This window comes from Paraburkholderia sp. BR10872 (genome assembly GCF_040965835.1).
Classification (GTDB): Bacteria; Pseudomonadota; Gammaproteobacteria; order Burkholderiales; family Burkholderiaceae; genus Paraburkholderia; species Paraburkholderia nodosa_A.
This window is the reverse complement of sequence record NZ_JBFRCN010000014.1, coordinates 19102-42598: the sequence shown is the minus strand read 5'-3', so window position 1 is coordinate 42598 and position 23497 is coordinate 19102. Positions and strand designations below refer to the sequence as shown.

Genomic DNA, 23497 nt, shown 5'->3' with positions numbered 1-23497 from the left:
CGGCGGGCGTAGGCGATCGCGGCCTGCGCCTGTGCTTCCGTCAGGATGACTAAGCAGCAAGATTCGCGTCAAATTGAGCGTCATGAACAAGAGCAACCCATGAACATATCGAAATTCTTCATCGACCGGCCGATCTTCGCGGGCGTGCTGTCCGTGCTGATCCTGCTGGCCGGCGTGATCGCGCTGTTCCAGTTGCCGATCTCCGAGTATCCCGAGGTCGTGCCGCCTTCGGTGGTGGTCCACGCGCAGTATCCGGGTGCGAACCCGAAGGTGATCGCCGAGGCCGTCGCCGCGCCGCTCGAAGAGCAGATCAACGGCGTCGAGAACATGCTGTACATGCAGTCGCAAGCCAATAGCGACGGCAATCTCACGCTCACGGTCACGTTTCGCCTCGGCACCGACCCGGACAAGGCCACGCAGCTCGTGCAGAACCGCGTGAACCAGGCGCTGCCGCGCCTGCCGGAAGACGTGCAGCGCCTCGGCATCACGACCATCAAGAGCTCGCCCACGCTCACGATGGTGGTGCACCTGATCTCGCCGGACAACCGGTACGACATGACGTACCTGCGCAACTACGCGCTGCTCAACGTGAAGGACCGACTCTCGAACATCCAGGGCGTGGGCGAGGTGCAGCTGTGGGGCTCGGGCGACTACGCCATGCGCATCTGGCTCGATCCGCAGAAGGTGGCACAGCGCAATCTCACCGCGAACGACGTGGTCAACTCGATTCGCGAGCAGAACGTGCAGGTGGCGGCCGGCGTGATCGGCGCCTCGCCTAGCGTGCCTGGCACGCCGTTCCAGCTCAACGTGAATGCCCAGGGCCGTCTGCGCACGGAAAGCGAGTTCGGCAACATCATCGTCAAGACGAATCCCGATGGCGGCGTGACGTACCTGCGCGATATCGCGCGTATCGAACTGGCGGCCTCCGAATATGGCCTGCGTTCGCTGCTCGACAACAAGCCTGCCGTAGCGCTCGCCATCAACCAGGCGCCGGGGGCGAACTCGCTCGCGATTTCGGACCAGGTGCGCGCGGCGATGAAGGAGCTCAAGCAGGACATGCCCGCGGGCGTGGATTACAAGATTGTCTACGACCCCACGCAGTTCGTGCGCTCCAGTATCGAAGCCGTCGTGCATACGCTGCTCGAAGCGATCGCGCTCGTGGTGATCGTGGTGATCGTGTTCCTGCAAACGTGGCGTGCCTCGATCATTCCGTTGATCGCAGTGCCAGTGTCGATCGTCGGGACGTTCTCCTTGCTGCTTGCGTTTGGGTTCTCGATCAACGCGCTATCGCTGTTCGGGATGGTGCTCGCCATCGGCATCGTGGTTGACGACGCGATCGTGGTCGTCGAAAACGTGGAGCGCAATATCGCCAGTGGGTTATCCGCGCGCGATGCGACCTACAAGGCCATGCAGGAAGTGAGCGGGCCGATCATCGCCATTGCGCTCACGCTCGTGGCCGTGTTCGTGCCGCTCGCGTTCATGAGTGGTCTCACGGGCCAGTTCTACAAGCAGTTCGCCATGACCATCGCGATTTCCACGGTGATCTCGGCGTTCAACTCGCTCACCCTTTCGCCCGCGCTTTCGGCGCTGCTGCTGCGTGGTCACGGCGAGAAGGAAGACTGGCTCACGCGTGGCATGAACCTCGTGCTGGGCGGCTTTTTCCGCCGCTTCAACCGGGTGTTTCATCGCGGCTCGGAAAGCTATGGGCGCGGCGTGAACGGCGTGCTGCGCCACAAGGGCGCGATGCTCGCGGTCTACGTGGTGCTGATCGCCGCCACGGTGCTGATGGCGCGTATCGTGCCGGGCGGCTTCGTGCCCGCGCAGGACAAGGAGTATCTGATCGCGTTCGCGCAATTGCCCAACGGCGCCGCGCTCGACCGCACCGAGAACGTGATTCGCGACATGAGCGCCATTGCGCTCAAACAGCCCGGCGTGGAAAGCGCCGTGGCGTTCCCCGGCCTGTCGGTGAACGGCTTCACGAATAGTTCGAGCGCGGGCATTGTGTTCGTCACGCTCAAGCCGTTCAAGGAACGCAAGGGCAAGGCGCTGTCGGCCGGTGCGATTGCGGGTGCGCTGAACCAGCAGTACGCCAGCATCAAGGATTCGTTCATCGCCGTGTTCCCGCCGCCGCCGGTGCTCGGCCTCGGTACGCTGGGCGGCTTCAAGTTGCAGCTGGAGGACCATGGTGCGCTCGGCTACGAGGCGCTCAACCGCGCGACCCAGGACTTCGTCAAGCGCGCGGCGCAAACGCCGGAGCTGGGCCCGACGTTCACGAACTATCAGATCAACGTACCGCAGCTGAACGTCGATCTCGACCGCACGAAGGCGAAGCAGCTCGGCGTGCCGGTCACCGACGTCTTCGACACGATGCAGATCTATCTGGGTTCGCTCTACGTGAACGACTTCAACCGCTTCGGACGCGTGTATCAGGTGCGCGTGCAGGCCGATGCGCCGTTCCGCCAGCGCGCCGACGACATTCTGCAACTGAAGACGCGCAACGCCGCGGGCGAGATGGTGCCGCTCTCGTCGCTCGTCACGGTGACGCCCACGTACGGCCCCGAGATGGTGGTGCGCTACAACGGCTACACCGCGGCCGACATCAACGGCGGCCCGGCGCCCGGTTATTCGTCGGGCCAGGCACAGGCGGCGGCGGAACGCATTGCGGCTGAAGTGCTGCCGCGCGGCGTGAAGTTCGAATGGACCGACCTCACCTACCAGCAGGTGCTGGCGGGCAATGCGGGCATCTGGGTGTTCCCGATCAGCGTGCTGCTCGTGTTCCTCGTGCTGGCGGCGCTCTATGAGAGCCTGACACTGCCGCTCGCGGTGATCCTGATCGTGCCGATGAGCGTGCTGTGTGCGCTAACGGGCGTGTGGCTCACGCAGGGCGACAACAACATCTTCACGCAGATCGGCCTGATGGTGCTGGTGGGACTCGCTTCGAAGAACGCGATTCTGATCGTCGAGTTTGCGCGCGAGCTGGAGCATGACGGACACACGCCGCTTACCGCTGCCATCGAGGCGAGCCGCTTGCGTCTGCGCCCGATCTTGATGACGTCCATCGCGTTCATCATGGGCGTGGTGCCGCTCGTGCTCTCCAGCGGCGCGGGTTCGGAAATGCGTCACGCGATGGGCGTGGCCGTGTTCTTCGGCATGCTCGGCGTGACCGCGTTCGGCCTGTTGCTGACGCCGGTGTTCTACGTGGTGCTGCGCACACTCGCGGGCGGCAAGATTCACGTCGCGCAGAAGGACAATGCGCGCAAGCCGCAATCGATGGTCGACGCGTAAGGCGACAAGGGAAAATGAACAACATGACTAACGAATCCATCTTGCGCTATCGCGCGAATGCCGCGCCGGGAGGCGGGCATCTCGCGCGTATCACACGAATCGCGGCGAGCGTCGCGCTCTTTGCCTGGCTCGCGGCATGCTCGGTCGAGCCGACCTACAAGGTGCCCGACGCTGCCGTGCCCGCGGCCTACAAGGAAGCGCCGCAGCAAACGCAGAGCACGAATCCGCACGATGTGGGCACGTGGACGCCGGCGCAGCCCGCCGACGGCACCCATCGCGGCGAATGGTGGACGGTGTTCGGCGACCCGACACTCGACAAGCTCGAGCAGCAGGCGCTGGAAGCGAACCAGGACCTCAAGGCGGCGGCCGCGCGCGTGCAGCAGGCGCGCGCCGTGACACAGGCTGCGCGCGCCTCGTGGTTCCCGTCGATCGATGCGGGCTTCGGCCCGACGTATCAGCGCGCCTCGCCGGCTTCGCTGTATTACCCGCAAAATTACAATGTGCCCGCTCAAACGCTGTGGCGCGCACAGGCTACGGCAAGCTATGAAGTCGACTTGTTCGGCCGTGTGAGTTCGAACGTTCACGCGGCGCAGGCGGACGCCCAGCAAAGCGAAGCCCTGTTCCTCTCGGTGCAGCTCGCCTTGCAGGCCGATGTCGCGCAGAACTACTTCCAGCTGCGCCAGTTCGACTCCGATGTCGATCTGTACCGTCGCACGGTGTCGCTGCGCGAAGACGCGCTCAAGCTCGTCGATCGCCGCTTCAAGGAAGGCGACATCAGCGCGCTGGACGTGGCGCAGGCGCGCAACGAACTCGCGAGCGCACGCGCCGACGCGGTGGGCGTCGCACGTCAGCGCGCGGCTTCGGAGCACAGCCTCGCGATCCTGCTCGGCAAGGCGCCCGCGGACTTCACGTTCCCCGAAACGCCGCTCGCACCGGTCGTCGTGCAGGTGCCGCCGGGTTTGCCCTCCACGCTGCTGGAGCGCCGCCCCGACGTGGCCGCCGCCGAGCGCGCCATGGCGGCCGCGAACGCACGCGTGGGGCTCGCGAAGTCGGCGTTCTTCCCGCAGCTCAACATCACGGGTGCAGCGGGCTTCGAGTCGGCCACGCTCGGCGACCTGTTCATGTGGTCGAGCCGCGCGTTCCTGCTCGGGCCGCTCGCGGGTACGGCGCTCACGCTGCCGCTGTTCGACGGCGGCCGGCGCAAGGCGAATCTCGCCCAGTCGCGCGGCAAGTATGAAGAAGATGTTGCGCAATACCGCCAGCAGGTGCTCGTGGCCTTCCGCGAGGTCGAGGACAATCTCTCCGACCTGCGCCTGCTCGACGACCAGATCCGCGAGCAGAACGACGCGGTGAGCGCTTCGCGGCAGTCGGCGCAGCTTTCGCGCACGCAGTACGAGGAAGGCGAGGTCAGCTATCTGAACGTGATCGACAGCGAACGGACGGTGCTCGTGTCGCAGTTGCAGGCCAGCCATCTGCAGGGCTCGCAGGCCGTGGCGACGGTCAACCTGATCCGCGCGCTCGGCGGCGGCTGGGGCGACGCGAAGCCCGGCGACGCTACGCCGCCTCCGCCGGCGCCGCTCGCGGCGCGCTAAGCCGCGCCTTACAGCCCGCATAACTAGCCGCAACGCTCGCCGCCTGTGCATATCGCAGGCGGCGATTTCCTTTGCGCAATCGCTTCGTAGACCCGGCCCCGCCGCCCCCCTATCATCGTCTGGACCCATCTGGAGCCAACGCGATGGGCCCTCATCGCGTCGCTCCTCACTGAACGAAGTCCAACTTCCATCGAGGAACGCGATGATCCGTGCCGTGCGCGCCGTGGGGCGCCCTTCCTTTTTCCAGCGCTTCGGCCTGCTGACGGCAATCGCCGTGTCGCTTGCGGCGGCGGCGCTCGACGCGCACGCCGACACCGCTACGCTCAAAATCGGCATTGCCACCACGCCACAAACGCCCGCGCTCCAGGAAGCGGCGCGCGAGGCGAAGGCGGAGGGCGTGGACGTGAAGATCATCGAATTCACCGACTGGAACACGCCCAACGCCGCGCTGGCGAACAAGGATATCGACGCCAACTACTTCCAGCACAAGCCGTTTCTGGAAAACGCCGAACTGCAGGGCGGCTACAAGTTCGTCGCCATCGCGCCGGGCACGATCATGAAGATCGGCCTGTATTCGAAGAAAGTGAAACGCTTCGAAGATCTGAAGGATGGCGCGACGGTCGCGATCGCGAACGATCCCGTGAACGGCGGCCGCGGCCTCCTGCTGCTGCAGCGCGCGGGCCTCATCAAGCTCAAGCCGGGCGTGGACTATCGCGCCACGACGCTCGACATCGTCTCGAATCCCAAACACCTCAAGATCGTGCAACTCGAAGCGTCGCAACTCGCGCGCTCGCTCGACGACGTCGATCTCGCACAGGGCTACCCGAGCTTCATCAAGCTCGCGGGCACTACCGATCCGAACAGTGCGCTGCTCTTCGACGGCGTCGAGAACAAGGCGTTTGCGATCCAGTTCGTCGTGCGGCCCGAGAGCGTGAACGATCCGCGCATTCGCAAGTTCATCGACATCTACCAGCATTCGCCGGCCGTGCGCAAGGAGCTCGACAAAGCCTTCGGCAACCTCTACGCGGTCGCCTGGTAAAGCGCGCGCAATCTACGCACGAGGAGAGCAGCGATGATGAAATGGTTCGGAGCGGCGCGCTTTATCGAGGCGGGGCCCGCGGCGGGTGAGGCACAGGGCAATGCCGATGCATCGCTGCCTGCGGTGGTGTTCGAAAACGTGGGCAAGACCTACGCGCCAGGCGCGCCGGCGGCGCTCGCGGGCGTCGACTTGCAGGTGGCGCGCGGCGAAGTGTTCGGCATCATCGGGCGCAGCGGCGCGGGCAAGTCCACGCTGCTGCGGCTCGTGAACGGTCTCGAAAAGCCCACGAGCGGCGGCGTGCGAGTGAACGGCGTCGACGTGGGCGGACTCGACGAGCGCGCCCTGGTGGCGCTACGGCGGCGCATCGGCATGGTGTTCCAGCACTTCAATCTGCTTTCCGCCAAGACCGTGCACGACAACATCGCACTGCCGCTGAAAATTGCGGGTGTGCCGAAGGCCGACATCGAGGCGCGCGTGAACGTGCTGCTCGATCTCGTCGGCTTGAGCGAACGACGCGACGCGTGGCCCGCGCGCCTTTCCGGCGGCCAGAAGCAGCGCGTGGGTATTGCACGCGCGCTCGTGCACGAGCCCGACATCCTGCTCTGCGACGAGGCGACTTCGGCGCTCGACCCGGAAACCACGCGCGCCATTCTTGCGCTGCTGCGCGATATCAACCGGCGGCTCGGCGTCACCATCGTGCTCATTACGCACGAGATGGAGGTGATCCGCGACGTTTGCGACACGGTCGCGGTGATCGAGCGCGGCGAGGTGGTGGAACAGGGGCCCGTGTGGCGCGTGTTCGGCGATCCGCGGCACGAAGCGACGCGCGCGCTCTTGCACACGCCCGGCCACGAGTTGCCCGACGATCTGGCGGCGCGTATTCACGCTGAACCGCAAGCAGGCGCGCACGCACTGTTCGACGTGCGCTTCACCGGCGACGAGGCGCAAGAGCCCGACCTCGCCACGCTCGCGCAGGCGTTCGGCGCGCAGGGCGTGCGCTTCGTGCATGGCGGTATCGAGCGTATCCAGGGGCGTGCGCAAGGGCGGCTAGTCGTTTCCGCGCCGGTGCAGAACGCCGCCGAGGCCGCGTCGCTCGCCGAGCGGGCACGTGGTCATGCGAGCCGCGTGGAGGTGCTGGGCTATGTCTGACGTGTGGATCACCGAGCTCCTCGAAGGCATACGCGACACGTTGCTGATGGTCGGCGTTTCGGCGATATTCGCACTCCTGATCGGTATTCCGATCGCGCTGCTGCTCGTCACGACCGCGCGCGGCGGCATTCTGGAGCGACCCGCGCTCAACACCACGCTGGGCGGGCTCGTCAATGCGTTCCGCTCCACGCCTTTCATCATCCTGCTGGTCGCGCTGCTGCCGCTTACGCGCTTCCTTGTGGGTACGACCATCGGCGTGTGGGCCGCCGTGGTGCCGCTTTCCATCGCCGCCATTCCGTTCTTCGCGCGCGTGGCCGAAGTGAGCTTGCGCGAAGTCGATCGCGGTTTGATCGAGGCGGCCCAGGCCATGGGCGCACAGCGCCGCCACATCGTATGGCATGTGCTGCTGCCCGAGGCGCTGCCCGGCATGCTCGGCGGCTTCACGATCACCGTGGTGGCCATGATCGGCTCTTCGGCGATGGCGGGCGCCGTCGGCGCGGGTGGTCTCGGCGATCTCGCGATACGCTACGGCTATCAGCGCTTCGACACGACGGTCATGGTCACCGTGATCGTGCTGCTGATCGCGATCGTCGCGGCGGTGCAGTTCACGGGCGACGCGCTGGTGCGGCGTCTTTTGCGGCGAACCTGAGCGGCGCAAGCCGTTCGACATGACGCGCGCAGCGCCCTTGCTGCGCGCTTCTTTTTTCGGGCATCACATTCGGGAACTATGGGTATGAACGAGGCACAGCGCCCACGCGGGCAGGAACAGGACGCGCGTTTCGCCGCGCTGCTCGAAGCGCTGCGCGCGAGCGCCGCGCAACGCGATCTCGCAGGCGGCCACGCGGCCGCCGAAAAGCAGCGCATAGCCGACGCCGGGCTGCTCACGCTCGCGGTGCCGCGCGAATTCGGCGGGCAGTTCGGCGAGGACGGCGTGCGCTGGAGCGATATCTACGCGACGATCCGCGCGCTCGCGCGCGTCGACAGCGCGCTTGCGCATCTGCTCGGCTTCCAGTGTTTGCAAATAGCGAGCGTCGCATTGTGGGGCAGCGCCGCGCAGCGCACGAACTGGCTGCAAGGCACCGTCGAGCATCGCTGGTGGTGGGGCAATGCCGTGAATCCCATCGACACACGGCTCGTCGCGCAACCGGACAAGGAAGGCGGCTGGCGTCTGCATGGCAGGAAAGGATTCTGCTCGGGCACCTACGGTTCGCAGATGATGACCGTGAGCGCGCACGATCCCGCCACGGGCAGTCCGGTGTTCGCGGTCGTGCCCACCACGCGCGCCGGGATCACGGTGCACGACGACTGGGACCCGATCGGCCAGCGTCAGACCGATAGCGGCACCGTGTCTTTCGAGAACGTGGAGGTCCGCGCCGCCGAAGTATTGCAGCGCCCCGACACACCGCGCGCCACGCTGCGCACACTGGTCTCGCAAGGCGTGCTGACGAATCTCTTCGTGGGGCTCGCCGAAGGCGCGCTCGAAGAGGCGCGCGCCTACGTGCTCGCGAACGGCCGCCCGTGGGTCAATTCGGGCGTGCAGCACGTGGCCGACGACCCGTTCCTGCAGCAGCGCTTCGGCGAAATGCGCGTGCAGTCGCTCGCGGCGGCGGTGCTGGCCGATCGTGCGGGCGCGCTGCTCGACGCCGCGTGGGACGAAGGCGAGGCGTTGAGCGCGGCCACGCGCGCCGGCGTCTCGCTGGCGATTTCGGAGGCGAAGATCGTCGCGCACCGCGCCGCGCTCCAGGGCGGCGAGCAGCTTTTCGAGGCGTGCGGCGCACGCGCCACGGGCGCGGCGCTCGCGCTCGACCGTTTCTGGCGCAATGCGCGCGTGCATACGCTGCACGATCCGCTCGACTACCGTCTGCGCGACGTGGGCCGCTATACGCTCTTGAGAGAAGTGCCGCAGCCGACGCTGTACACTTGAGGGCTCGATCGCGGCACGTGCCGCGACGCGTCAACCCTTGAGGATCGAACCGTTGGAGTTCCGATTACCGACCACGGCAACGGCGCCGTTTTGCCCTTCCGAAGTGCAGGGCAGTATCGAGGTTTCGCCGCGTGCGCCGTTCTGGAAGAAGTTCTGGCAATTCGCTGGTCCTGGCCTGCTGGTGTCGATCGGCTACATGGACCCGGGCAACTGGGCCACCGACATCGAGGCGGGCTCGCGCTTCGGTTACAGCCTGTTGTTCGTGGTCGTCCTCTCGAGCCTCGCGGCGATCGCGCTGCAATGCCTTTCCATGCGTCTTGGCATCGTCACGCAACGCGATCTCGCGGAGCTCTCGCGCGAGCGCTATTCAAGGCCCGTGGCGCTCGGCCAGTGGGTGCTCGCCGAGCTTTCGATCATCGCCTGCGATCTTGCCGAGGTGCTGGGCGGCGCGCTCGCGTTCCACCTGCTGCTGGGCTGCTCGCTGATGGTGGGCGTGGTGCTCACGGCGTTCGACACGCTCATCGTGCTGGGCTTGAAGGGCAAGAACTTCCGCTCGCTCGAGGCGATCATGGCCGGGCTCATCGGCACGATAGGCTTGGGCTACGTGATCCAGCTCGCGCTCGTGAAGCCGCACTGGCCGTCGGTATTCGCGGGCGCGGTGCCTTCGTGGCACGCGATTTCCTCGGCGGAGCCGCTGTATCTGGCGATCGGCATTCTCGGCGCGACCATCATGCCGCACAACCTCTACCTGCATTCGTCGATCGTGCAGACGCGCGCCGTCAAGCGCGACCGTGCGAGCCTCGCTCAGGCCATCGGCCTGTCGCGCCTCGACACGATCGTCTCGCTGCTGATCGCGCTGCTCATCAACGCGGCCATCCTGATTCTGGCTGCGGCAGCCTTTCACGCCAACGGGCACACCCAGGTCACCGATATCGAACAGGCCTACAAGCTGCTCGCACCGATCGTCGGTACGGGCGCGGCGGCGGTGCTGTTCGCGATTACGCTGCTTGCCTCCGGGCAAAGCTCGACGTTCACGGGCACCGTGGCGGGCCAGGTCATCATGGAAGGCTTCCTGCGAATGAAAATTCCGTGCTACCAGCGGCGGCTCATTACGCGCGTGCTCGCGTTGATCCCCGCCTTAGCGGGCGTCGCGCTGCTCGGCAACGGCGCGGTGGGCAAGCTGCTGGTCGCAAGCCAGGTGGTGCTGAGTCTGCAACTGCCGTTCGCACTCTGGCCGCTCATTCGCATGACGAACGATCGTGCGCTGATGGGCGAGTTCGTGAACCGGCTCCCCACGCGGTTGCTGGCGTGGTTCCTGTTCGTCGTGATCTCGGCGGCGAACCTGTGGCTCGTCTGGCAGACGTTCAGCGGAAACTAAAGAAGGGAAAGGTGTAACAGGCGCGCGCCATAGAGGCGGCACGCAGAGGCGGCAAGCAAAAGCGGCAATCGGAAAGCGCTTCGCCGTCCGGTGCGCTCAGGCACCGGACGGGTTCGCGTCTTGGTCTCGCGTCCGGTTAGTCCGGATCTGCTCTCCTACGCTTACGCAGCCTCGGCAATGCCATCCGACGTTACCACTGCCGGAAGGTCGCTCTCGGTCTGCTCGGCGCCCCGTCGCGCTGCAGCCGACTTTTTCGTCTTGCCGGCTCGCGAAGGAGGCTGGCATGCGCCGCACACGACGTTGTGCTGAAGGTCGTGGCGATGCGCGACGAACTTACCGCCGCAACGGCAGCAAGGCGTCAACTGCAGAATATCGGCATCGAAAAATCGCACCAGGGTCCACGCACGCGTGAGGTCGAGCGCCGGCTCGGCCCCGCTGTGGCGGCAGTGTTCCAGATACAGCCGGAACCCCTTGGTGAGCGCGTCGAGATGCGAGCAACGCGCTTCGTTCTTGAGGAACAGGTACGTGTTATAGAACAGCGAGGCGTGGATGTTGGCCAGCCACGTCATGTACCAGTCCGCCGAGAACGGCAGCATACCTTTGGGCGGCGATACGCCACGGATCTCGCGATACAGGCGGATCATGCGGTCGCGCGAGAGCGTGAGTTCGCTTTCGAGCACCTGCATGCGCGCGCCCAGCTCGATCAGTGCGATCGCGCGGAATACTTCCTGAGCGTCTTCGGTGAGGCTGCGCCGCGTAGTCATGGACGTCACCCTCAGGCGAATTGACCAGCCGGCTGTCCCGCAAGCAGGATGGCCGCATGGGTAGCCGCCACGTCGGCATGCTTCGAAGTCTGCGTGAGCGCGGACAACATTGCATGATCGTCGAAGCGGAAAAAACAGAGAAGTTGGTCGGAAGAGGCCAACCTGACGATCTGCGCGAGCGACAGAGCGCCAAGCAGATCGGCCAGTTCCGACGACAGTCCCAGTCGGAACATGCCGACTGGCTTGTCCTCGCGCAGCATGCGCTGTGCGAGCATCAGATACGACAAATTAATTTCGCGGATAGATTCCAGCGTCTCGCTGCTACGGTCCATTTCTCTAGTTTCCGAAGCCCCGAATTTAACCCCCCGGCTTTTTCGCCGTTGTATCTTTTCTGATCTTGTGGTCGATCTTCGCTCGTTGGCTCGATCTGACTCTTTGATACAGGTTGTTACATCTCGTAACAACCTTGGAGGGAATTGTATGAGGGCTTATCTCAGAAATCAATCCCTCGGATCAAAAATAATCGTACTGTTGTAAATTATTTTCGGTAAGTTTTGCTGCAATTTGAAAGCCGGGTGGCGACAAGCCGTCGTGACACTGATCGGGGTGCCAAAACTGGCCGTAGCACCTTGGTTTATCAGGGTTTTCGCCAACGCGCCGCTGCGTGCGCAACGAATCATCGAAGGACAAAAATCGCCCGCCCGGTGGAATAAACGTTTAGAAAGGAGTTGGGTTGACAGGTAAAAAATACGGCTCTTTCGATTAATACCTATGACTATTGAGTTTGTAACAGATGTTTCGACCCCGGCGACCTGTAACAGGGCAATGTGTAACCAGGATGTTACGAGTGCAGACGGTGGGATGCACCGTTGGTTTCCGGAATATATGCAGACTGGATATTGCGCGAAGATCGCACTTGTGAAACGTTTGCGATCGACGGTCGACGCGCAATCCGGGTGGGGCGGTTCTTTTGCCGCTTCAGGTCAGCCAGGGCACTGCTTCGTTGAGGGCGCCGGTCAGTAACAGACCGACCCGACCGACCCGCGCGCCGACGATACGCGGGCGACGAGCGGCCCGCCGATTTCAAAGTCGTTGTCGATAACCATCGCGCCTCCTATACCGTATACAACGACTGTCGATGTGCTGGTTATATCATAACGTGATATAAATAAAAATAAATAAAGCGGCATTGCGGGTACGGCGCGTTCGCCCGCCCGGCACCGGGAATCATCGGGGGAGGGATCATGGCCTCGTTCAACAGGATTCTGCTGTGTTACGACGCAACGCGCGAAGGCCGCCGGGCTTTGCGTGAGGGCGCCGACCTTGCACGCGAATGCCACGCGCAAACGCATTTGCTGGCCGTGCTCGACCAGGCGCCGCTGCAATGGGGGACGGACATCGCGTCCGCCGTGCCGTTCGAAGCCGCGGAAGAAGCGGCGCGCGAGATTCTGCGTGACGGGGTGGCGTGCCTGCAGGACAAGGGGCTCGTGGCGACGGGGCACTTCGTGGTGGGCCGGCCGATCGACGTGATCGCAAGCTACTGCGCGGAACTCCAGCCCGATCTCATCGTGGTGGCGCACCACCGGCGCGGGCCGCTCAAGCGCTGGTGGGATGGTCGCGACGACCGCCTGCTGCTCGACCGCGTGTCGTGCAGCGTGCTGGTCGTTACCGCGGCGGACCCGGAGCCCGCGAAAGCGGCGGCCTGAGCCGCCGCCGCCACGCCCTCCCGCGCCGGAAATGCTATCGGGAGCACCCGGCGCAGCCGCCGACCGCGCGTCACGGCGCCCGGTCGCGCAACGCCTGGGCGGTCTGCGGATCGGCGGGAAAGAACGCTTCGATCGCTAGCTCCGATAGCGTGATGTCGACCGGTGTGCCGAACACGGTGGTCGTGCTATAGAACGCCAGTTCGCCAAGCACGGTGCGCACGCGCAGCGGCACGGCAATGTGATGCGCGATCGGCTCGGCGCTCACGTTCGCGACGCCCGGCGGCGGCGGATACGCCGCGAGTTCCTCGTGCAGCGCGGCGAGCGCGGGGTCGCCGCTCGCGTCGATCTGACGTTGCAGGCGCGTGAGCAGATGCGTTCGCCACGCGTGCCAGTTGACGATGCGCGGCGCCATGCCCTCGGGATGCAGCGATAGACGCAGCGCGTTGATGGGCGCAGCGAGCAGCGCAGGCGAAGCGTCGCCGATGAGCGGCGCGAGCGCGCCGTTCGTCGCGACGATATTCCAGTGGCGGTCCACGGCCACGGCGGGATACGGTTCGTGACCGCGCAGCACCAGATCGACCGCCTCGCGCGCGGCGGCGAGTTGCGGGTCGTCGAGCGCGCGCTCGCGATAGAGCGGTGCATAGCCCGCCGCCACGAGCAGCGCATTGCGCTCGCGCAGCGGCACATCGAGCTGCTCGGCCAGATGCATGACCATCTCGCGGCTCGGCAGCGCGCGGCCCGATTCGACGAAGCTCAGATGGCGCGTCGAAATCTCGGCTTCGGTCGCGAGCAGCAACTGGCTCATGCGCCGGCGCGTGCGCCAGTCGCGCAGCATCTCGCCGACGCTGGGGCGCCCGGCGCCGGACGGCGCGGCGGGGAGGAGGGAAGCGAGTGTGTTCATGCTGCCGATTCTAGCCAAACGCGAGAACAAGGCGATTACGTCTGAGGTAAAGAAGCGGCCGGCAACGGATATATGAAAACCTCGGGTTTACGCCCCTGCTGCATTCGTGGACGACGTTTACCGTGCGCCGCGCTATCGCCTAGAATAAAAATTCTCACGGACTGTGGCCGTCGCGCAGAGGAGACTGCCATGAGGGAAACCGTTGCTGCTTATCTGCTCGGGCCAGGCGTCATGTTGCTGGTATGTGCGGCTATGTGGGCCGTGTCGCGCCGCAGCAGAGGCACGCTCGAAGCGCGCCTGACTCGCTGGCTCGACGCGCATCGGCCGCACGGCATGCATCACAAGCATTGAGCGTGCCAGCGCCGCGTCGGTTTGCGCGTTTGCCCGGCGTTTGCCCGAGAACATCGCGAACGGATCACGACAAGGCGCGGCAGGCAAATTCCATAGCATTCCGAATCAACTCCCGAGTTAGTTCGTTTCGCTCCGGCACGCAGTGCTGCCTTTCCACGTGCCGGCTCGTCTGCCATTGCCGCCTCATGTCGAGGGAACTGAGCGTGCGCTCCGCGGTCATTCCGATACTGCATACCGGAGCCCTCCATGACCCGTCCCGCCGATTCCTTCATCATCTTCATCGCCCGCATCGCGCTCGCCATTCTGTTTCTCTGGGGCGGTGCCATGAAGCTGCTGGGATACGCGGGGTTTGTCGGCTACCTGCATTCGAAGGGCGTGCCGTATGCCTCGTATGGCGCGATCGCGGCAACCGCCGTCGAACTGCTCGGCGGCATTGCGATCGTGCTGGGCGTGCGCACGCGCGCGGTTGCGTTCCTGCTGGCCGTGTACGCTATCGTGACGGCGATACTCGGCCACGACTTCTGGAACATGAGTCAGGCCGCGGCGCAACAGGACGCGGTCATTCATTTCTGGAAGAACGTGGCGATCGCGGGCGGTTTCCTGCTGCTGGCCGTGACGGGCGCGGGACGTGCTTCCATTGATGGTCTGCGCGCGCCGCGCGGCGGCGGCCTGCGAGGCTGACGCCCTCGCGTGGCGAAGCGCGAGTGTCGAATTGCAACCACCGGGCAACCGGGTGTAGAGGGAGCAGGCCTTGATACAGAACTTCGACTTCAACGTGGCAGGCAAGACCGGGCAGTTCTGCGCGAGCCTTGCGGAAGACGGCACGCGGCGCGTGTTCATCAGTGAGGCGGATACCGCGAAGACGCTGGTGATTCTCGACGCCACCGGCCTCATCGGCGCGCTCAAGGCTGAGCTCGAGGAGCCTGACCAGCTGATCGCTCACGCCATCCGTAAGGCGCAGAACGATGGTTTGATCGCCCGCGCGATCGACTCCGGTGCGATCCAGGAGGCGTCGCTGTAGTTCGGCACGCCAGTTCGCTGTCGAATCAGCGAGATTCCGGTTCGTTCACGCGCGCCGGCGCGATGCGGCGCACGTCCGCATGCGCCGGTTCGGTTCTCACGAACCAGGCCAACCCGGCCGCCGTGAGCAGGAGCGCCGTCGAGACCGCGGTTTCCGCACGCAGGCCGGCCACCACCTGCGCCGCGCCCGCCCCGCCCGCAAGCGCGCCGAACGCCGCCACCCCCACTGCACCGCCCGCCTGACGCGCCGTATTGAGCAGCGCCGAGGCCGTCCCCGCGCGCGCCGGCTCCACCGAGGAGAGCACGGCCGTGGTCATCGCCGGCACGGCGAGGCCCATGCCGGAAGGAATCAGCAGGAAGGCGAGCAACATGAAGGCGAGCGGCGTCGCGGCATCCACGCTGACCAGCAATGCGTAGCCGGCTCCCGCAATCAGCGCGCCGATGATCATCGGCCGGCGCGTGCCGTAATGCGCTACCACATGGCCGCTCACGATGTTCGAGAGCAGGAAGCCGGCGGTGAGCGGAATGAACGCGAGTCCCGCCTGCAATGGCGTCTCGCCCCGCGCATGCTGCAGATAGAGCGCGAGCACGAACACGGTGCCGTAATAGGTGAGATTCACGCAGATACCGAACAGCACCGCCGCGCTGAACGTGCGGTTGCGCAGCATGGCGAGCGGCACCATGGGGTCGTGTGCGCGCGCTTCGAGCGAGACGAACGCTAGACCCGCCACGAGCGCGAGCGCAAAGCCGCCCGCCACGGCCCAGTGCGTGAAGCCGAGCGGCCGCCATTCGATGACGGCGCCGGTAAAGGCCGTGAGCGCCACGATGGCGAGCAGCTGGCCGCGCACGTCGAGGCTGCGCACGGCGGGCGCGCCGGCAGCGCTGGCATCGTGCGTATGACGGCGCGGCGCGGGAATCCAGGCGAACGTGGCCCAGAGGCCGGCCGCGCACAGCGGCAGGTTCACGAGGAAAATGCTGCGCCAGCCGAACGCCGCGATCAGCAGGCCGCCCGCCACCGGCCCGGCGGCGATCGAGATGGCGCCGGCGGCGGTCCAGAAACCCACTGCACGCGCTCTGAGCGCCCGGTCGTGGCGGCACGCTTCGTTGAGCAGCGCGAGCGAATTGGGCAGCATGGCCGCCGCGCCCGCGCCCTGCAGCGCGCGGGCGGCGATCAGCATGACCGGATTGGCCGCGAGCCCGCAGGCCAGCGAGGCGAGGGCGAACACCACGAGCCCGATGGCGTAGAGGCGGCGTGCGCCGTAGCGGTCGCCCAGCACGCCGCCCGAGAGCATCAGCACGGCGAAGGCGAGCGTATAGGCGTCGACGATCCATTGCAGGCCCGCGACGTTCGCATGGAGATCGGTTGCGATGCGCGCGAGCGCAATATTGACGATGGTCACGTCGAGCTGCGTGACGACGAACCCGACGCTGACGGTCGCGACGATACGCGTGAGCGCGGGCGTGAAGTGGACGGGGGTGGGGTGTGAGGTATTCATGCGCCCATGGTAGGGCGCTCGCAGGCTTCGACGTTTCAGCGCGAGGTGAATCGTCGAAGCCGGCGAAAAGTGGTGTCCGACCAGTAGCGGCCGCCCAGTGCGCAGTAAGTGCACACTGGGGCGCACTTACTGCTCCCGATGCGCGTCCTTGAAGAACAGCGTCGTGATCGCACCGAGGACGCAGATCGCGGCCACGTAGTAGGTGGGCGCGAGCGGCGCGGACTTCATCAGCAGCGCGACGACGATCGGCGTGAGGCCGCCGAACACGGCGTACGCCACGTTGTACGAGAACGAGATGCCCGAGAAGCGCACCACGGGCGGAAACGCATTCACCATCACATAGGGCACCGCGCCGATCGTGCCGACCAGCAGCCCGCAAAGCGCATAGAGCGGCATGAGCATCGAACTGTCCACGGCGATCTGGCGGAACAGCGTGTAGTAGGCGATCGCGAGAGCGATGCCGCCGATGGCCAGCACGCGGCGCGCGCCGAAGCGGTCCGCGAGCGCGCCCGCGCTCACGCAGCCCACCGTGAGGAAGAGCGTCGCCAGGCAGTTCGCGAGCAGCGACGTGGTGGCGTCGAGATGGAACTGCTTCTGCAGGAGCGGCGGCGTCATCAGGATCACGACGACGATGGCGGCCGAAAGCATCCACGTGAGCAGCATCGAGACGATCACGGCGCGGCCGTGGTCGCGCAGCACGGCCTTGAGCGGGATTTCGTCGGCGAGCGACTTGCGCGCCTTCATCTCCGCGAACACCGGCGTTTCGTGCAGCCACTGGCGCAGATACACCGAGAACATGCCGAACAGCCCGCCAATCAGGAACGGAATGCGCCAGGCATACGCGGCGATGTCGCCCGGGGCGTAGTGATGATTGACCGCCGCGGCGATCAGCGAGCCGAGCAGGATGCCGAACGTGAGGCCCGCCGTGAGCGTGCCGCATGCATAGCCGATATGGCGGCGCGGCACGTGCTCGGAGACGAACACCCACGCCCCCGGCACCTCGCCGCCCACGGCCGCGCCTTGCAGCACGCGCAGCGCGAGCAGCAGCACGGGAGCGAGCACGCCGATCGTCGCGTAGGTGGGCAGGCAGCCCATGGCGAGCGTGGGCAGCGCCATCAGCAGCACGGAGAGCGTGAACATGCGCTTGCGGCCGAGCAGGTCGCCGAAGTGCGCCATGACGATGCCGCCGACCGGCCGCGCGAGGTAGCCCGCCGCGAAGATGCCGAAAGTCTGCAACTGGCGCAGCCAGTCCGGAATCGTTGCGGGGAAGAACAACTGGCCGATAGCCGGCGCGAAGAATACGAAGATGATGAAGTCGTAGAACTCGAGGGCGCCGCCGAGTGCGGCGAGCCCGAGCGTCTTGTAGTCGCTGCGGGTGAGCGCGCGCGCAGCGGCAGGCGTGCGCACGCCAATTTCTGTTGCTTGCATTTCCGAAAAACCAGGGTGTTGTTATGTACGACGTTGTATGTAGCGCGTGCGGAACGCGTGGACGTCCGGGATGGCCAGAATTTGCCTGGTGCGCGCGTGGCGCGGGGGCGGCGGTCGTCGGATAGGCGGGCGCAGGGGTGGGGCACGGCAAAAGCGCGTCCGCGAGGGTGGGCGGACGTGCGACGACTTCAGGCCAGTGCGCGATTCTACAGGAAGCCTGGGAGCTGCCCGATGCGCGGCCCGTCAGGACGCTCCCGCGCCGCTGTGGGAAAACGGCGAAGCGTTCTGGAATTCGGACTCGTCCGATGGGCAGATTTTGCACATATCCACAAAATTGCCCGGTTTCATCATCGATCCATCAGGGGCCCCCACCATGCGCATCGCGATCCTCCAGCTCGACGCTGACCATCGCCAGCAGCTCGAGCGCGTGCTGACGCAATGCGGTCACGCCTGCGTTGCGTCCAGCGACGCACTCCTGCTTGCCAGGACCTTGGCCGCATCGACGGTCGATATGCTCCTGCTCGACTGGCAGGGCTCGCAGATCGCCGGCGCCGAGCTGCTGAGAACCTTGCGGGCCGTGAACGGCAGCCAGCTTCCGGTGCTGTTCGTCTCGGAGGACGCCTCCGACGAGAACGTGGTGCGAGCGTTTTCTATCGGCGCCGACGACTACGTGTGCCTGCCGGTTTGCCCTTCGGTGCTGCGCGCTCGCGTGAACGCGCTCCTGCGCCGCGCGTTTCCCGACCGGTTCGAGAACCTGACGATCGACGCCGGCCCCTATCGCTTCGACTTGCGGCATCAGGCGGTCAGCGTGCACGGCAAGCCTGTGCTGCTCTCGACCACGCAATACCGGCTGGCTGCGCTGTTCTTCTCGAATATCGGGCGCATGCTCTCGCGCGATCACATTTACGCGATGGTGTGGGGGCGCGAGTTGCAGACCTTGACCCGCACGATCGACAGCCACGTGTCGCGGCTGCGTCTGGTGCTGGAGATCGACACGCCGAACGGGTTTCGGCTGCAGCCGGTGTACAAGAGCGGCTACCGGCTGTTGTGCCTGCAGGATGAAAGTGAGGCGCTCGCCGCCGAAGGCGCGGGGCTCGAGTCGGCTTGAGGGGTAGCGCGGCGATTCATTCTGTCGTTCGATAAAAAAAGACGGCGGCACGCATGGCGTGCCGCCGACTTTTTTGGCTGGTGCGTTATGCGCCGCGCGCGGCAACCTCAGCGTGCGAGGCCGAGTCCTTGCAGCACGGCGTTGCCTTCCGTCGTCAGGCGGATGCGCGGGTCCCCGGCGTCGTCCTGGACCTGCTCGACGAGGCCGGCTTCCTTGAGCATCGGAATCTCCGGTTTGGCGTGCGCGTCGATCGGCGCATGCAGCAGCAACAGGAGGGTCGCAAGCTCGTGGTGGCTCAGCAACCGGCGCAACAAGGTGCGGCGAGCGGGCTTCGCGCCGGGCGCGGCCTCGCTGTCGACCTGGTTTGTCGCCTGGATTTGCGGGTCTTGCTGTTTCACGGAACCTCCTGCAGCGCTCGTTTCTTTTGGGTGAAGCGATGATGCGGACGAAGACTTAAGCGATTCTTAAAACGCCCGGCGAAAATGTGTCATCGCGCTACACGGCGCGTATCGATGTAAAAGGCTGTAATTGAAAGGGCGCGAAGGCGCGGCGAAGCGCCGCGCAAAGCGACCCGGCAAAAACGGCCTGTCAAATGTTCAAGGCGCGCAGGTTTTACTCGCGCCTTCGATCCACAGGTTCGAGGCGTGGCGTTTGCCGGCGTAATAACGGTATGTCGTCGCGCCGTTATCGGTGCGAACCTTGATGACGTTCGAGTCGCCGAACTCGAGCATCTGGCCTTGCGGGAGCGGCGAGGTGGTGAAGCTGGCGCCGTGACGCGAGGCTTCGACGGTCAGGCACGAGATGACGTCCTGGACCGACCGGTTGGTTGTGGAATCGATGACCGGCTGACCGGCGTCCGGGTTGCTCTGAAACCACGCGCACGCGCCGAGCGCGAGCGAAAGGGCAAGGGGCACGGCAAGCTTCTTCATATTTCCCGGTATCCAACGAAGTAGCCAATCATTATATCGGGAGCATGTCCCGTGCCACGGCGCCGGCGCAACATGCCGCAAAACTGTCACGCGCCGGGCATCCGTGTTGCGGCAGTGCGACGTGCGTGCGAAGCCCTACATACTGGCGCGCAAGAACGTACGGAGCGAGATAGACTATTTAAGGGGTGCCGTCTGGAAATCTGACGTGACGTCAGGAGAATACGCATGAACCGCCCATCGGTACGCTTTCCTGTTCGCGCCGCTGGCGCTGGCTCACTCTTCAGGTGGGTCAAGTGGGGATTCGTCGTCGCGTTTCTGGCCGCCCTCGTCATCATCGCGCGCATCGTTCAGATCGAAATCGACACGTCGCGCCTGCAGGCGCGCTATCTCTCCGAACTCACGCGCGACATCGGCTTTACGGTCGAGAACGGGCCGAGCCACAACATCCGCTTTCCCACCACGAACGGGCCGTACGACGTGCGGCTCGGTTATGCGCAACTGCCCACCTTCGAGAACCGGCTTGCGGAACGCGGTTTCGCGATCGCCGCGCAGGCGCGCGATTCAGATCGCATGATCGCCGTCGCCGACCAGGGGCTTTTCCTGCCGTTCGAAGAAAAGGACCAGGCCGGCATCGTGCTGCGCGACGCTTCCGGTGCGACGCTTTTCCATACGCGTTATCCGCAGCGCGCGTACGAGAATTTCGACGCGGTGCCGGCCGTGGTGCGCGACTCGCTGCTTTTCATCGAAGACAAATACCTGCTCGCCCAGGACCAGCCGAACCGCAACCCGGCCATCGACTGGGGGCGCTTTAGCCGGGCGCTCGTCGACCAGGGTGCGCGCCTCGTGAACCAGCATCAGCAAACGCCGGGCGGCAGCACGCTCGCCACGCAGATCGAGAAGTTCCGGCACTCGACGGGCGGTCGCACCTCCACGCCGCCGGAGAAGCTGCGCCAGATCGCGTCCGCTTCGCTGCGCGCGTATCTGGACGGCCCGCAGACGATGCCCGCGCGCCAGCAGATTCTCGTGCGCTACCTGAATTCGGTGCCGCTCTCCGCCAAGCCGGGCGTGGGCGAAGTCAACGGTCTCGGCGACGGCCTCGCCGCCTGGTATGGCCGCGACTTCCGCGAAGTCAATCGCATCCTGCGCGCGCCGCTGACGCCTGAGACGCTCGACGCGCAGGCGCTTGCGTTCCGCCAGGTGCTCTCGCTGCTGATCGCCCAGCGCGCGCCTTCGTATTTCCTGCAAAAGAACAACGAGGCGCTCGCGAAGCTGACCGACAGCTATATCCGCCTGCTCGGCGCCGGCGGCGTGATTACGCCGGCGCTGCGCGACGCCGCGCTCGGCACGCAGCTTACGCTCGACCGCTCGAAGCCGTCGCAGCGTGTGCCGGTTTCCTTCGTGGAGCGCAAGGCGGTGCTGACGCTGCGCACCCAGCTCATGCAGGCGCTGGGGCTGAAGACGCTTTACGACCTCGACCGCCTCGATCTGACCGCCACGGCCACGCTCGTCGACAGCGTGCAGCAGGCCGTGAGCGACCGCCTCGCCGATGCCGCGACGAAGGACGGCGCGCGCCAGGCGGGTCTGGTCGGCTTCGAGATGCTGCGCCCGTCCGACGATCCTTCGAAGATCGCCTATAGCTTCACGCTGTTCGAGCGCAGCAGCGGTGAGAACCTCGTGCGCGTGCAAACGGACAGCGTGAACCAGCCGTTCGACATCAATTCGGGCGCGCGCCTGAATCTGGGGTCGACGGCGAAGCTGCGCACGCTCGTGACGTATCTGCAGATCGTGAGCGCGCTGCACGCGCGCTACGCGGCCGACGACACAAAGTCGTTGCGCGCGATGCTGCCGCAAGTCGATCCGAGCGACGCGCTCACGCGCTGGGCGATCGACTATCTCTCGAAGACCTCCGACCGCTCGCTGCATTCCATGCTGGAAGCGGCCGTTGAGCGCAAGTACTCGGCCAGTCCCGGCGAGACGTTCTACACCGGCGGCGGCGCGCAGAGCTTCAACAATTTCGAGTCGAGCGACAACGCGCAGATTCTGACTGTGCATCGCGCGTTCCAGCATTCCGTGAATCTGGTATTCGTGCGGCTCATGCGCGACATCGTTCACTACGAGATGATCCAGACTTCGGGGCCGCCCGCGCAATGGCTCGACGATCCTGTCGTGCGCACGCGTTTTCTCACGCAGTTTGCCGATGGTGAGAGCCAGGTCTACATGAAGCGCTTCTACACGCGCTACGCGGGCAAGAGCAACGACGAAGCGCTCGCGATCTTGCTGCAGCACACGCGCAAGGGCCCGGCGCGCATTGCGACCGTGCTGCGCAGCGTGAAACCCGACGGCAAACTGCCATGGTTCGATGCACAGATGCGCGCGCAACTCAAGAACACGAAGTTCCAATGGCTCGATGACGAAGACCTTGCGCGCTACTACGACAAGTACGCCGTCGACAAATTCAACCTCAACGACCGCGGCTATATCGCGGGCATTCATCCGCTCGAATTGTGGCTGCTGAATTACATGCGCCTGCACCCGGATGCAACGCTTGCGCAGGTCCAGCAGGAGAGCCGCGACACGCGCCTTTACACCTACAGCTGGCTCTTCAAGACGAAGTATCACGCGACCCAGAACCGGCGCATTCGCCACATGATCGAGCTGCGCGCGTATGACGCGATTGGCAAGTCCTGGCGCGCGGTCGGTTATCCGTTCGACAACATTACGCCTTCTTATGGCGCGGCAATCGGTGCTTCGGGCGACCGCCCCGCAGCGCTCGCGCAGCTTATCGGCCTGATTTCGAGCAATGGCGAAAAGCTGCCGACGCATAGCTTCGAATCGCTCGACTTCGCGCGCGGCACGCCTTACGAGACGCACTTCGTTCATGCGTCCGCGCAGCCGCAAGCGCTGATCTCACCGGAAATTTCTCAAGTGGTGCGCGAGTTGCTGACGTCCGTGGTGGAGGGCGGCACGGCCAAGCGCCTCGCCGACGGTATGACGCTCCCCGACGGCAAGACGCTGCCGGTCTACGGCAAGACGGGAACCGGCGACCAGCGCTTCAACGTGTACGCGCCGGGCGCGCGGCTCATCGAATCGCGCAAGGTGAACCGGAGCGCGACCTTCGTGTTCGTGATCGGCAACCGCTTCTACGGCACGCTTACGGCATGGGTGCATGAGCCGTACGCGGCGCGCTATACGTTCACGAGTGCGCTGTCCGTGCAACTGCTGAAGTCGCTCGCGCCGGTGTTGCAGCCGCTGCTCGAATCCAGCTCGGCGACGGACCGCCGTGAGAAGCCCGATCCCGTCCACGCCGCGCAGCAGATGACGCTCATCGACCCGCAGTCGGGCGAAATGCGCCGTGTGGTGTGGAACGGCAACGCGCTCGAATTCGACGACGCGCACTGATTCAGCTTATTCGGAATCCAAAGCAAAA

General features: G+C 65.3%; 20 protein-coding genes. 13 read left to right on the top strand and 7 right to left on the bottom strand.

All coding sequences use genetic code 11. The features are described 5' to 3' along the window. The first annotated feature begins 99 nt into the window (after window positions 1–99). The 7 genes from AB4Y43_RS13660 to AB4Y43_RS13630 all read left to right on the top strand — a co-directional run bounded on the left by AB4Y43_RS13660 (window position 100) and on the right by AB4Y43_RS13630 (window position 10367). Window positions 100–3285, top strand: coding sequence for an efflux RND transporter permease subunit (locus AB4Y43_RS13660; protein ID WP_368728007.1), 3186 nt, complete (start codon window positions 100–102; stop codon window positions 3283–3285). 23 nt (window positions 3286–3308) lie between these two features. Further along, window positions 3309–4877 (top strand): efflux transporter outer membrane subunit, encoded by a 1569-nt coding sequence (locus AB4Y43_RS13655; protein ID WP_368728006.1) that lies wholly within the window; start codon window positions 3309–3311, stop codon window positions 4875–4877. Between the two features lie 202 nt (window positions 4878–5079). Beyond that, complete coding sequence (locus tag AB4Y43_RS13650) at window positions 5080–5916, top strand: MetQ/NlpA family ABC transporter substrate-binding protein (RefSeq protein ID WP_368728005.1); 837 nt, start codon at window positions 5080–5082, stop codon at window positions 5914–5916. Window positions 5917–5949: 33 nt separating this feature from the next. Beyond that, complete coding sequence (locus tag AB4Y43_RS13645; RefSeq protein ID WP_368728004.1) at window positions 5950–7065, top strand: methionine ABC transporter ATP-binding protein; 1116 nt, start codon at window positions 5950–5952, stop codon at window positions 7063–7065. Further along, the gene (locus AB4Y43_RS13640) at window positions 7058–7714 is read left to right on the top strand and encodes a methionine ABC transporter permease (RefSeq protein ID WP_368728003.1); all 657 of its coding nucleotides are present in this window, start codon (window positions 7058–7060) and stop codon (window positions 7712–7714) included. The genes AB4Y43_RS13645 and AB4Y43_RS13640 overlap by 8 nt, the downstream gene beginning before the upstream one ends. A gap of 84 nt (window positions 7715–7798) precedes the next feature. Beyond that, entirely contained in the window at window positions 7799–8989 is a 1191-nt protein-coding gene (locus tag AB4Y43_RS13635; RefSeq protein ID WP_368605469.1) for an acyl-CoA dehydrogenase family protein, read from the top strand. Window positions 8990–9041: 52 nt separating this feature from the next. After that, window positions 9042–10367, top strand: coding sequence for an Nramp family divalent metal transporter (locus AB4Y43_RS13630; RefSeq protein WP_368728002.1), 1326 nt, complete (start codon window positions 9042–9044; stop codon window positions 10365–10367). Window positions 10368–10528: 161 nt separating this feature from the next. On the opposite strand, the gene flhC is transcribed toward AB4Y43_RS13630, so the two are convergent. Together flhC and flhD are read right to left on the bottom strand one after the other, a co-directional pair. Beyond that, window positions 10529–11131, bottom strand: a complete 603-nt coding sequence (gene flhC, locus AB4Y43_RS13625) for a flagellar transcriptional regulator FlhC (RefSeq protein ID WP_368728001.1) — start codon at window positions 11129–11131, stop codon at window positions 10529–10531. A gap of 11 nt (window positions 11132–11142) precedes the next feature. Further along, on the bottom strand, window positions 11143–11463 hold the full coding sequence (gene flhD, locus AB4Y43_RS13620) for a flagellar transcriptional regulator FlhD (protein ID WP_028202636.1): 321 nt from the start codon (window positions 11461–11463) through the stop codon (window positions 11143–11145). Between the two features lie 912 nt (window positions 11464–12375). Here flhD and AB4Y43_RS13615 point away from each other — a divergent pair. After that, window positions 12376–12837 carry a universal stress protein gene (locus AB4Y43_RS13615; RefSeq protein ID WP_133187752.1) on the top strand — a complete coding sequence of 154 codons (462 nt, stop codon included), beginning with the start codon at window positions 12376–12378 and terminating at the stop codon, window positions 12835–12837. Between the two features lie 70 nt (window positions 12838–12907). On the opposite strand, the gene AB4Y43_RS13610 is transcribed toward AB4Y43_RS13615, so the two are convergent. Next, on the bottom strand, window positions 12908–13738 hold the full coding sequence (locus AB4Y43_RS13610) for a helix-turn-helix transcriptional regulator (protein WP_342946752.1): 831 nt from the start codon (window positions 13736–13738) through the stop codon (window positions 12908–12910). 189 nt (window positions 13739–13927) lie between these two features. On the opposite strand from AB4Y43_RS13610, the gene AB4Y43_RS13605 reads away from it, so the two are divergent. From AB4Y43_RS13605 to AB4Y43_RS13595, 3 genes are all read left to right on the top strand, one after another. Then, the gene (locus AB4Y43_RS13605; RefSeq protein WP_165979491.1) at window positions 13928–14089 is read left to right on the top strand and encodes a hypothetical protein; all 162 of its coding nucleotides are present in this window, start codon (window positions 13928–13930) and stop codon (window positions 14087–14089) included. Between the two features lie 246 nt (window positions 14090–14335). Then, window positions 14336–14770 (top strand): DoxX family protein, encoded by a 435-nt coding sequence (locus AB4Y43_RS13600; RefSeq protein WP_368728000.1) that lies wholly within the window; start codon window positions 14336–14338, stop codon window positions 14768–14770. A 70-nt stretch (window positions 14771–14840) separates the two neighbouring features. Further along, window positions 14841–15110: a hypothetical protein gene (locus tag AB4Y43_RS13595; protein WP_069261695.1), complete on the top strand. Its 270-nt coding sequence runs from the start codon at window positions 14841–14843 to the stop codon at window positions 15108–15110. Between the two features lie 25 nt (window positions 15111–15135). Here the strand turns inward: AB4Y43_RS13595 and AB4Y43_RS13590 are convergent, their stop codons facing one another. After that, window positions 15136–16605, bottom strand: coding sequence for an MFS transporter (locus tag AB4Y43_RS13590; protein ID WP_342946750.1), 1470 nt, complete (start codon window positions 16603–16605; stop codon window positions 15136–15138). 126 nt (window positions 16606–16731) lie between these two features. Continuing rightward, window positions 16732–18033 carry an MFS transporter gene (locus AB4Y43_RS13585; RefSeq protein ID WP_368727999.1) on the bottom strand — a complete coding sequence of 434 codons (1302 nt, stop codon included), beginning with the start codon at window positions 18031–18033 and terminating at the stop codon, window positions 16732–16734. A 373-nt stretch (window positions 18034–18406) separates the two neighbouring features. Between AB4Y43_RS13585 and AB4Y43_RS13580 the strand changes: the two genes are divergently transcribed. Continuing rightward, window positions 18407–19141 (top strand): response regulator transcription factor, encoded by a 735-nt coding sequence (locus tag AB4Y43_RS13580; protein ID WP_069261698.1) that lies wholly within the window; start codon window positions 18407–18409, stop codon window positions 19139–19141. Window positions 19142–19248: 107 nt separating this feature from the next. Here the strand turns inward: AB4Y43_RS13580 and AB4Y43_RS13575 are convergent, their stop codons facing one another. Together AB4Y43_RS13575 and AB4Y43_RS13570 are read right to left on the bottom strand one after the other, a co-directional pair. Next, window positions 19249–19518, bottom strand: a complete 270-nt coding sequence (locus AB4Y43_RS13575) for a hypothetical protein (protein WP_368616731.1) — start codon at window positions 19516–19518, stop codon at window positions 19249–19251. 219 nt (window positions 19519–19737) lie between these two features. Next, window positions 19738–20070: a hypothetical protein gene (locus AB4Y43_RS13570; protein ID WP_069261699.1), complete on the bottom strand. Its 333-nt coding sequence runs from the start codon at window positions 20068–20070 to the stop codon at window positions 19738–19740. Between the two features lie 225 nt (window positions 20071–20295). Here AB4Y43_RS13570 and AB4Y43_RS13565 point away from each other — a divergent pair, with 225 nt between their 5' ends. Further along, entirely contained in the window at window positions 20296–23469 is a 3174-nt protein-coding gene (locus AB4Y43_RS13565; RefSeq protein ID WP_368616642.1) for a transglycosylase domain-containing protein, read from the top strand. Window positions 23470–23497: the final 28 nt, after the last annotated feature.

What these genes read in the sequence shown, in the direction of transcription:
- AB4Y43_RS13605 (WP_165979491.1), top strand. Translation starts at nt 13,928, where the DNA reads ATGAGGGAAACCGTTGCTGCTTATCTGCTCGGGCCAGGCGTCATGTTG.
- AB4Y43_RS13660 (WP_368728007.1), top strand. Translation starts at nt 100, where the DNA reads ATGAACATATCGAAATTCTTCATCGACCGGCCGATCTTCGCGGGCGTG.
- AB4Y43_RS13570 (WP_069261699.1), bottom strand. Translation starts at nt 20,070, where the DNA reads ATGAAGAAGCTTGCCGTGCCCCTTGCCCTTTCGCTCGCGCTCGGCGCG.
- AB4Y43_RS13635 (WP_368605469.1), top strand. Translation starts at nt 7,799, where the DNA reads ATGAACGAGGCACAGCGCCCACGCGGGCAGGAACAGGACGCGCGTTTC.
- AB4Y43_RS13650 (WP_368728005.1), top strand. Translation starts at nt 5,080, where the DNA reads ATGATCCGTGCCGTGCGCGCCGTGGGGCGCCCTTCCTTTTTCCAGCGC.
- AB4Y43_RS13655 (WP_368728006.1), top strand. Translation starts at nt 3,309, where the DNA reads ATGACTAACGAATCCATCTTGCGCTATCGCGCGAATGCCGCGCCGGGA.
- AB4Y43_RS13565 (WP_368616642.1), top strand. Translation starts at nt 20,296, where the DNA reads ATGAACCGCCCATCGGTACGCTTTCCTGTTCGCGCCGCTGGCGCTGGC.
- AB4Y43_RS13590 (WP_342946750.1), bottom strand. Translation starts at nt 16,605, where the DNA reads ATGAATACCTCACACCCCACCCCCGTCCACTTCACGCCCGCGCTCACG.
- flhC (WP_368728001.1), bottom strand. Translation starts at nt 11,131, where the DNA reads ATGACTACGCGGCGCAGCCTCACCGAAGACGCTCAGGAAGTATTCCGC.
- AB4Y43_RS13585 (WP_368727999.1), bottom strand. Translation starts at nt 18,033, where the DNA reads ATGCAAGCAACAGAAATTGGCGTGCGCACGCCTGCCGCTGCGCGCGCG.
- AB4Y43_RS13645 (WP_368728004.1), top strand. Translation starts at nt 5,950, where the DNA reads ATGATGAAATGGTTCGGAGCGGCGCGCTTTATCGAGGCGGGGCCCGCG.
- AB4Y43_RS13615 (WP_133187752.1), top strand. Translation starts at nt 12,376, where the DNA reads ATGGCCTCGTTCAACAGGATTCTGCTGTGTTACGACGCAACGCGCGAA.
- flhD (WP_028202636.1), bottom strand. Translation starts at nt 11,463, where the DNA reads ATGGACCGTAGCAGCGAGACGCTGGAATCTATCCGCGAAATTAATTTG.
- AB4Y43_RS13580 (WP_069261698.1), top strand. Translation starts at nt 18,407, where the DNA reads ATGCGCATCGCGATCCTCCAGCTCGACGCTGACCATCGCCAGCAGCTC.
- AB4Y43_RS13640 (WP_368728003.1), top strand. Translation starts at nt 7,058, where the DNA reads ATGTCTGACGTGTGGATCACCGAGCTCCTCGAAGGCATACGCGACACG.
- AB4Y43_RS13610 (WP_342946752.1), bottom strand. Translation starts at nt 13,738, where the DNA reads ATGAACACACTCGCTTCCCTCCTCCCCGCCGCGCCGTCCGGCGCCGGG.
- AB4Y43_RS13600 (WP_368728000.1), top strand. Translation starts at nt 14,336, where the DNA reads ATGACCCGTCCCGCCGATTCCTTCATCATCTTCATCGCCCGCATCGCG.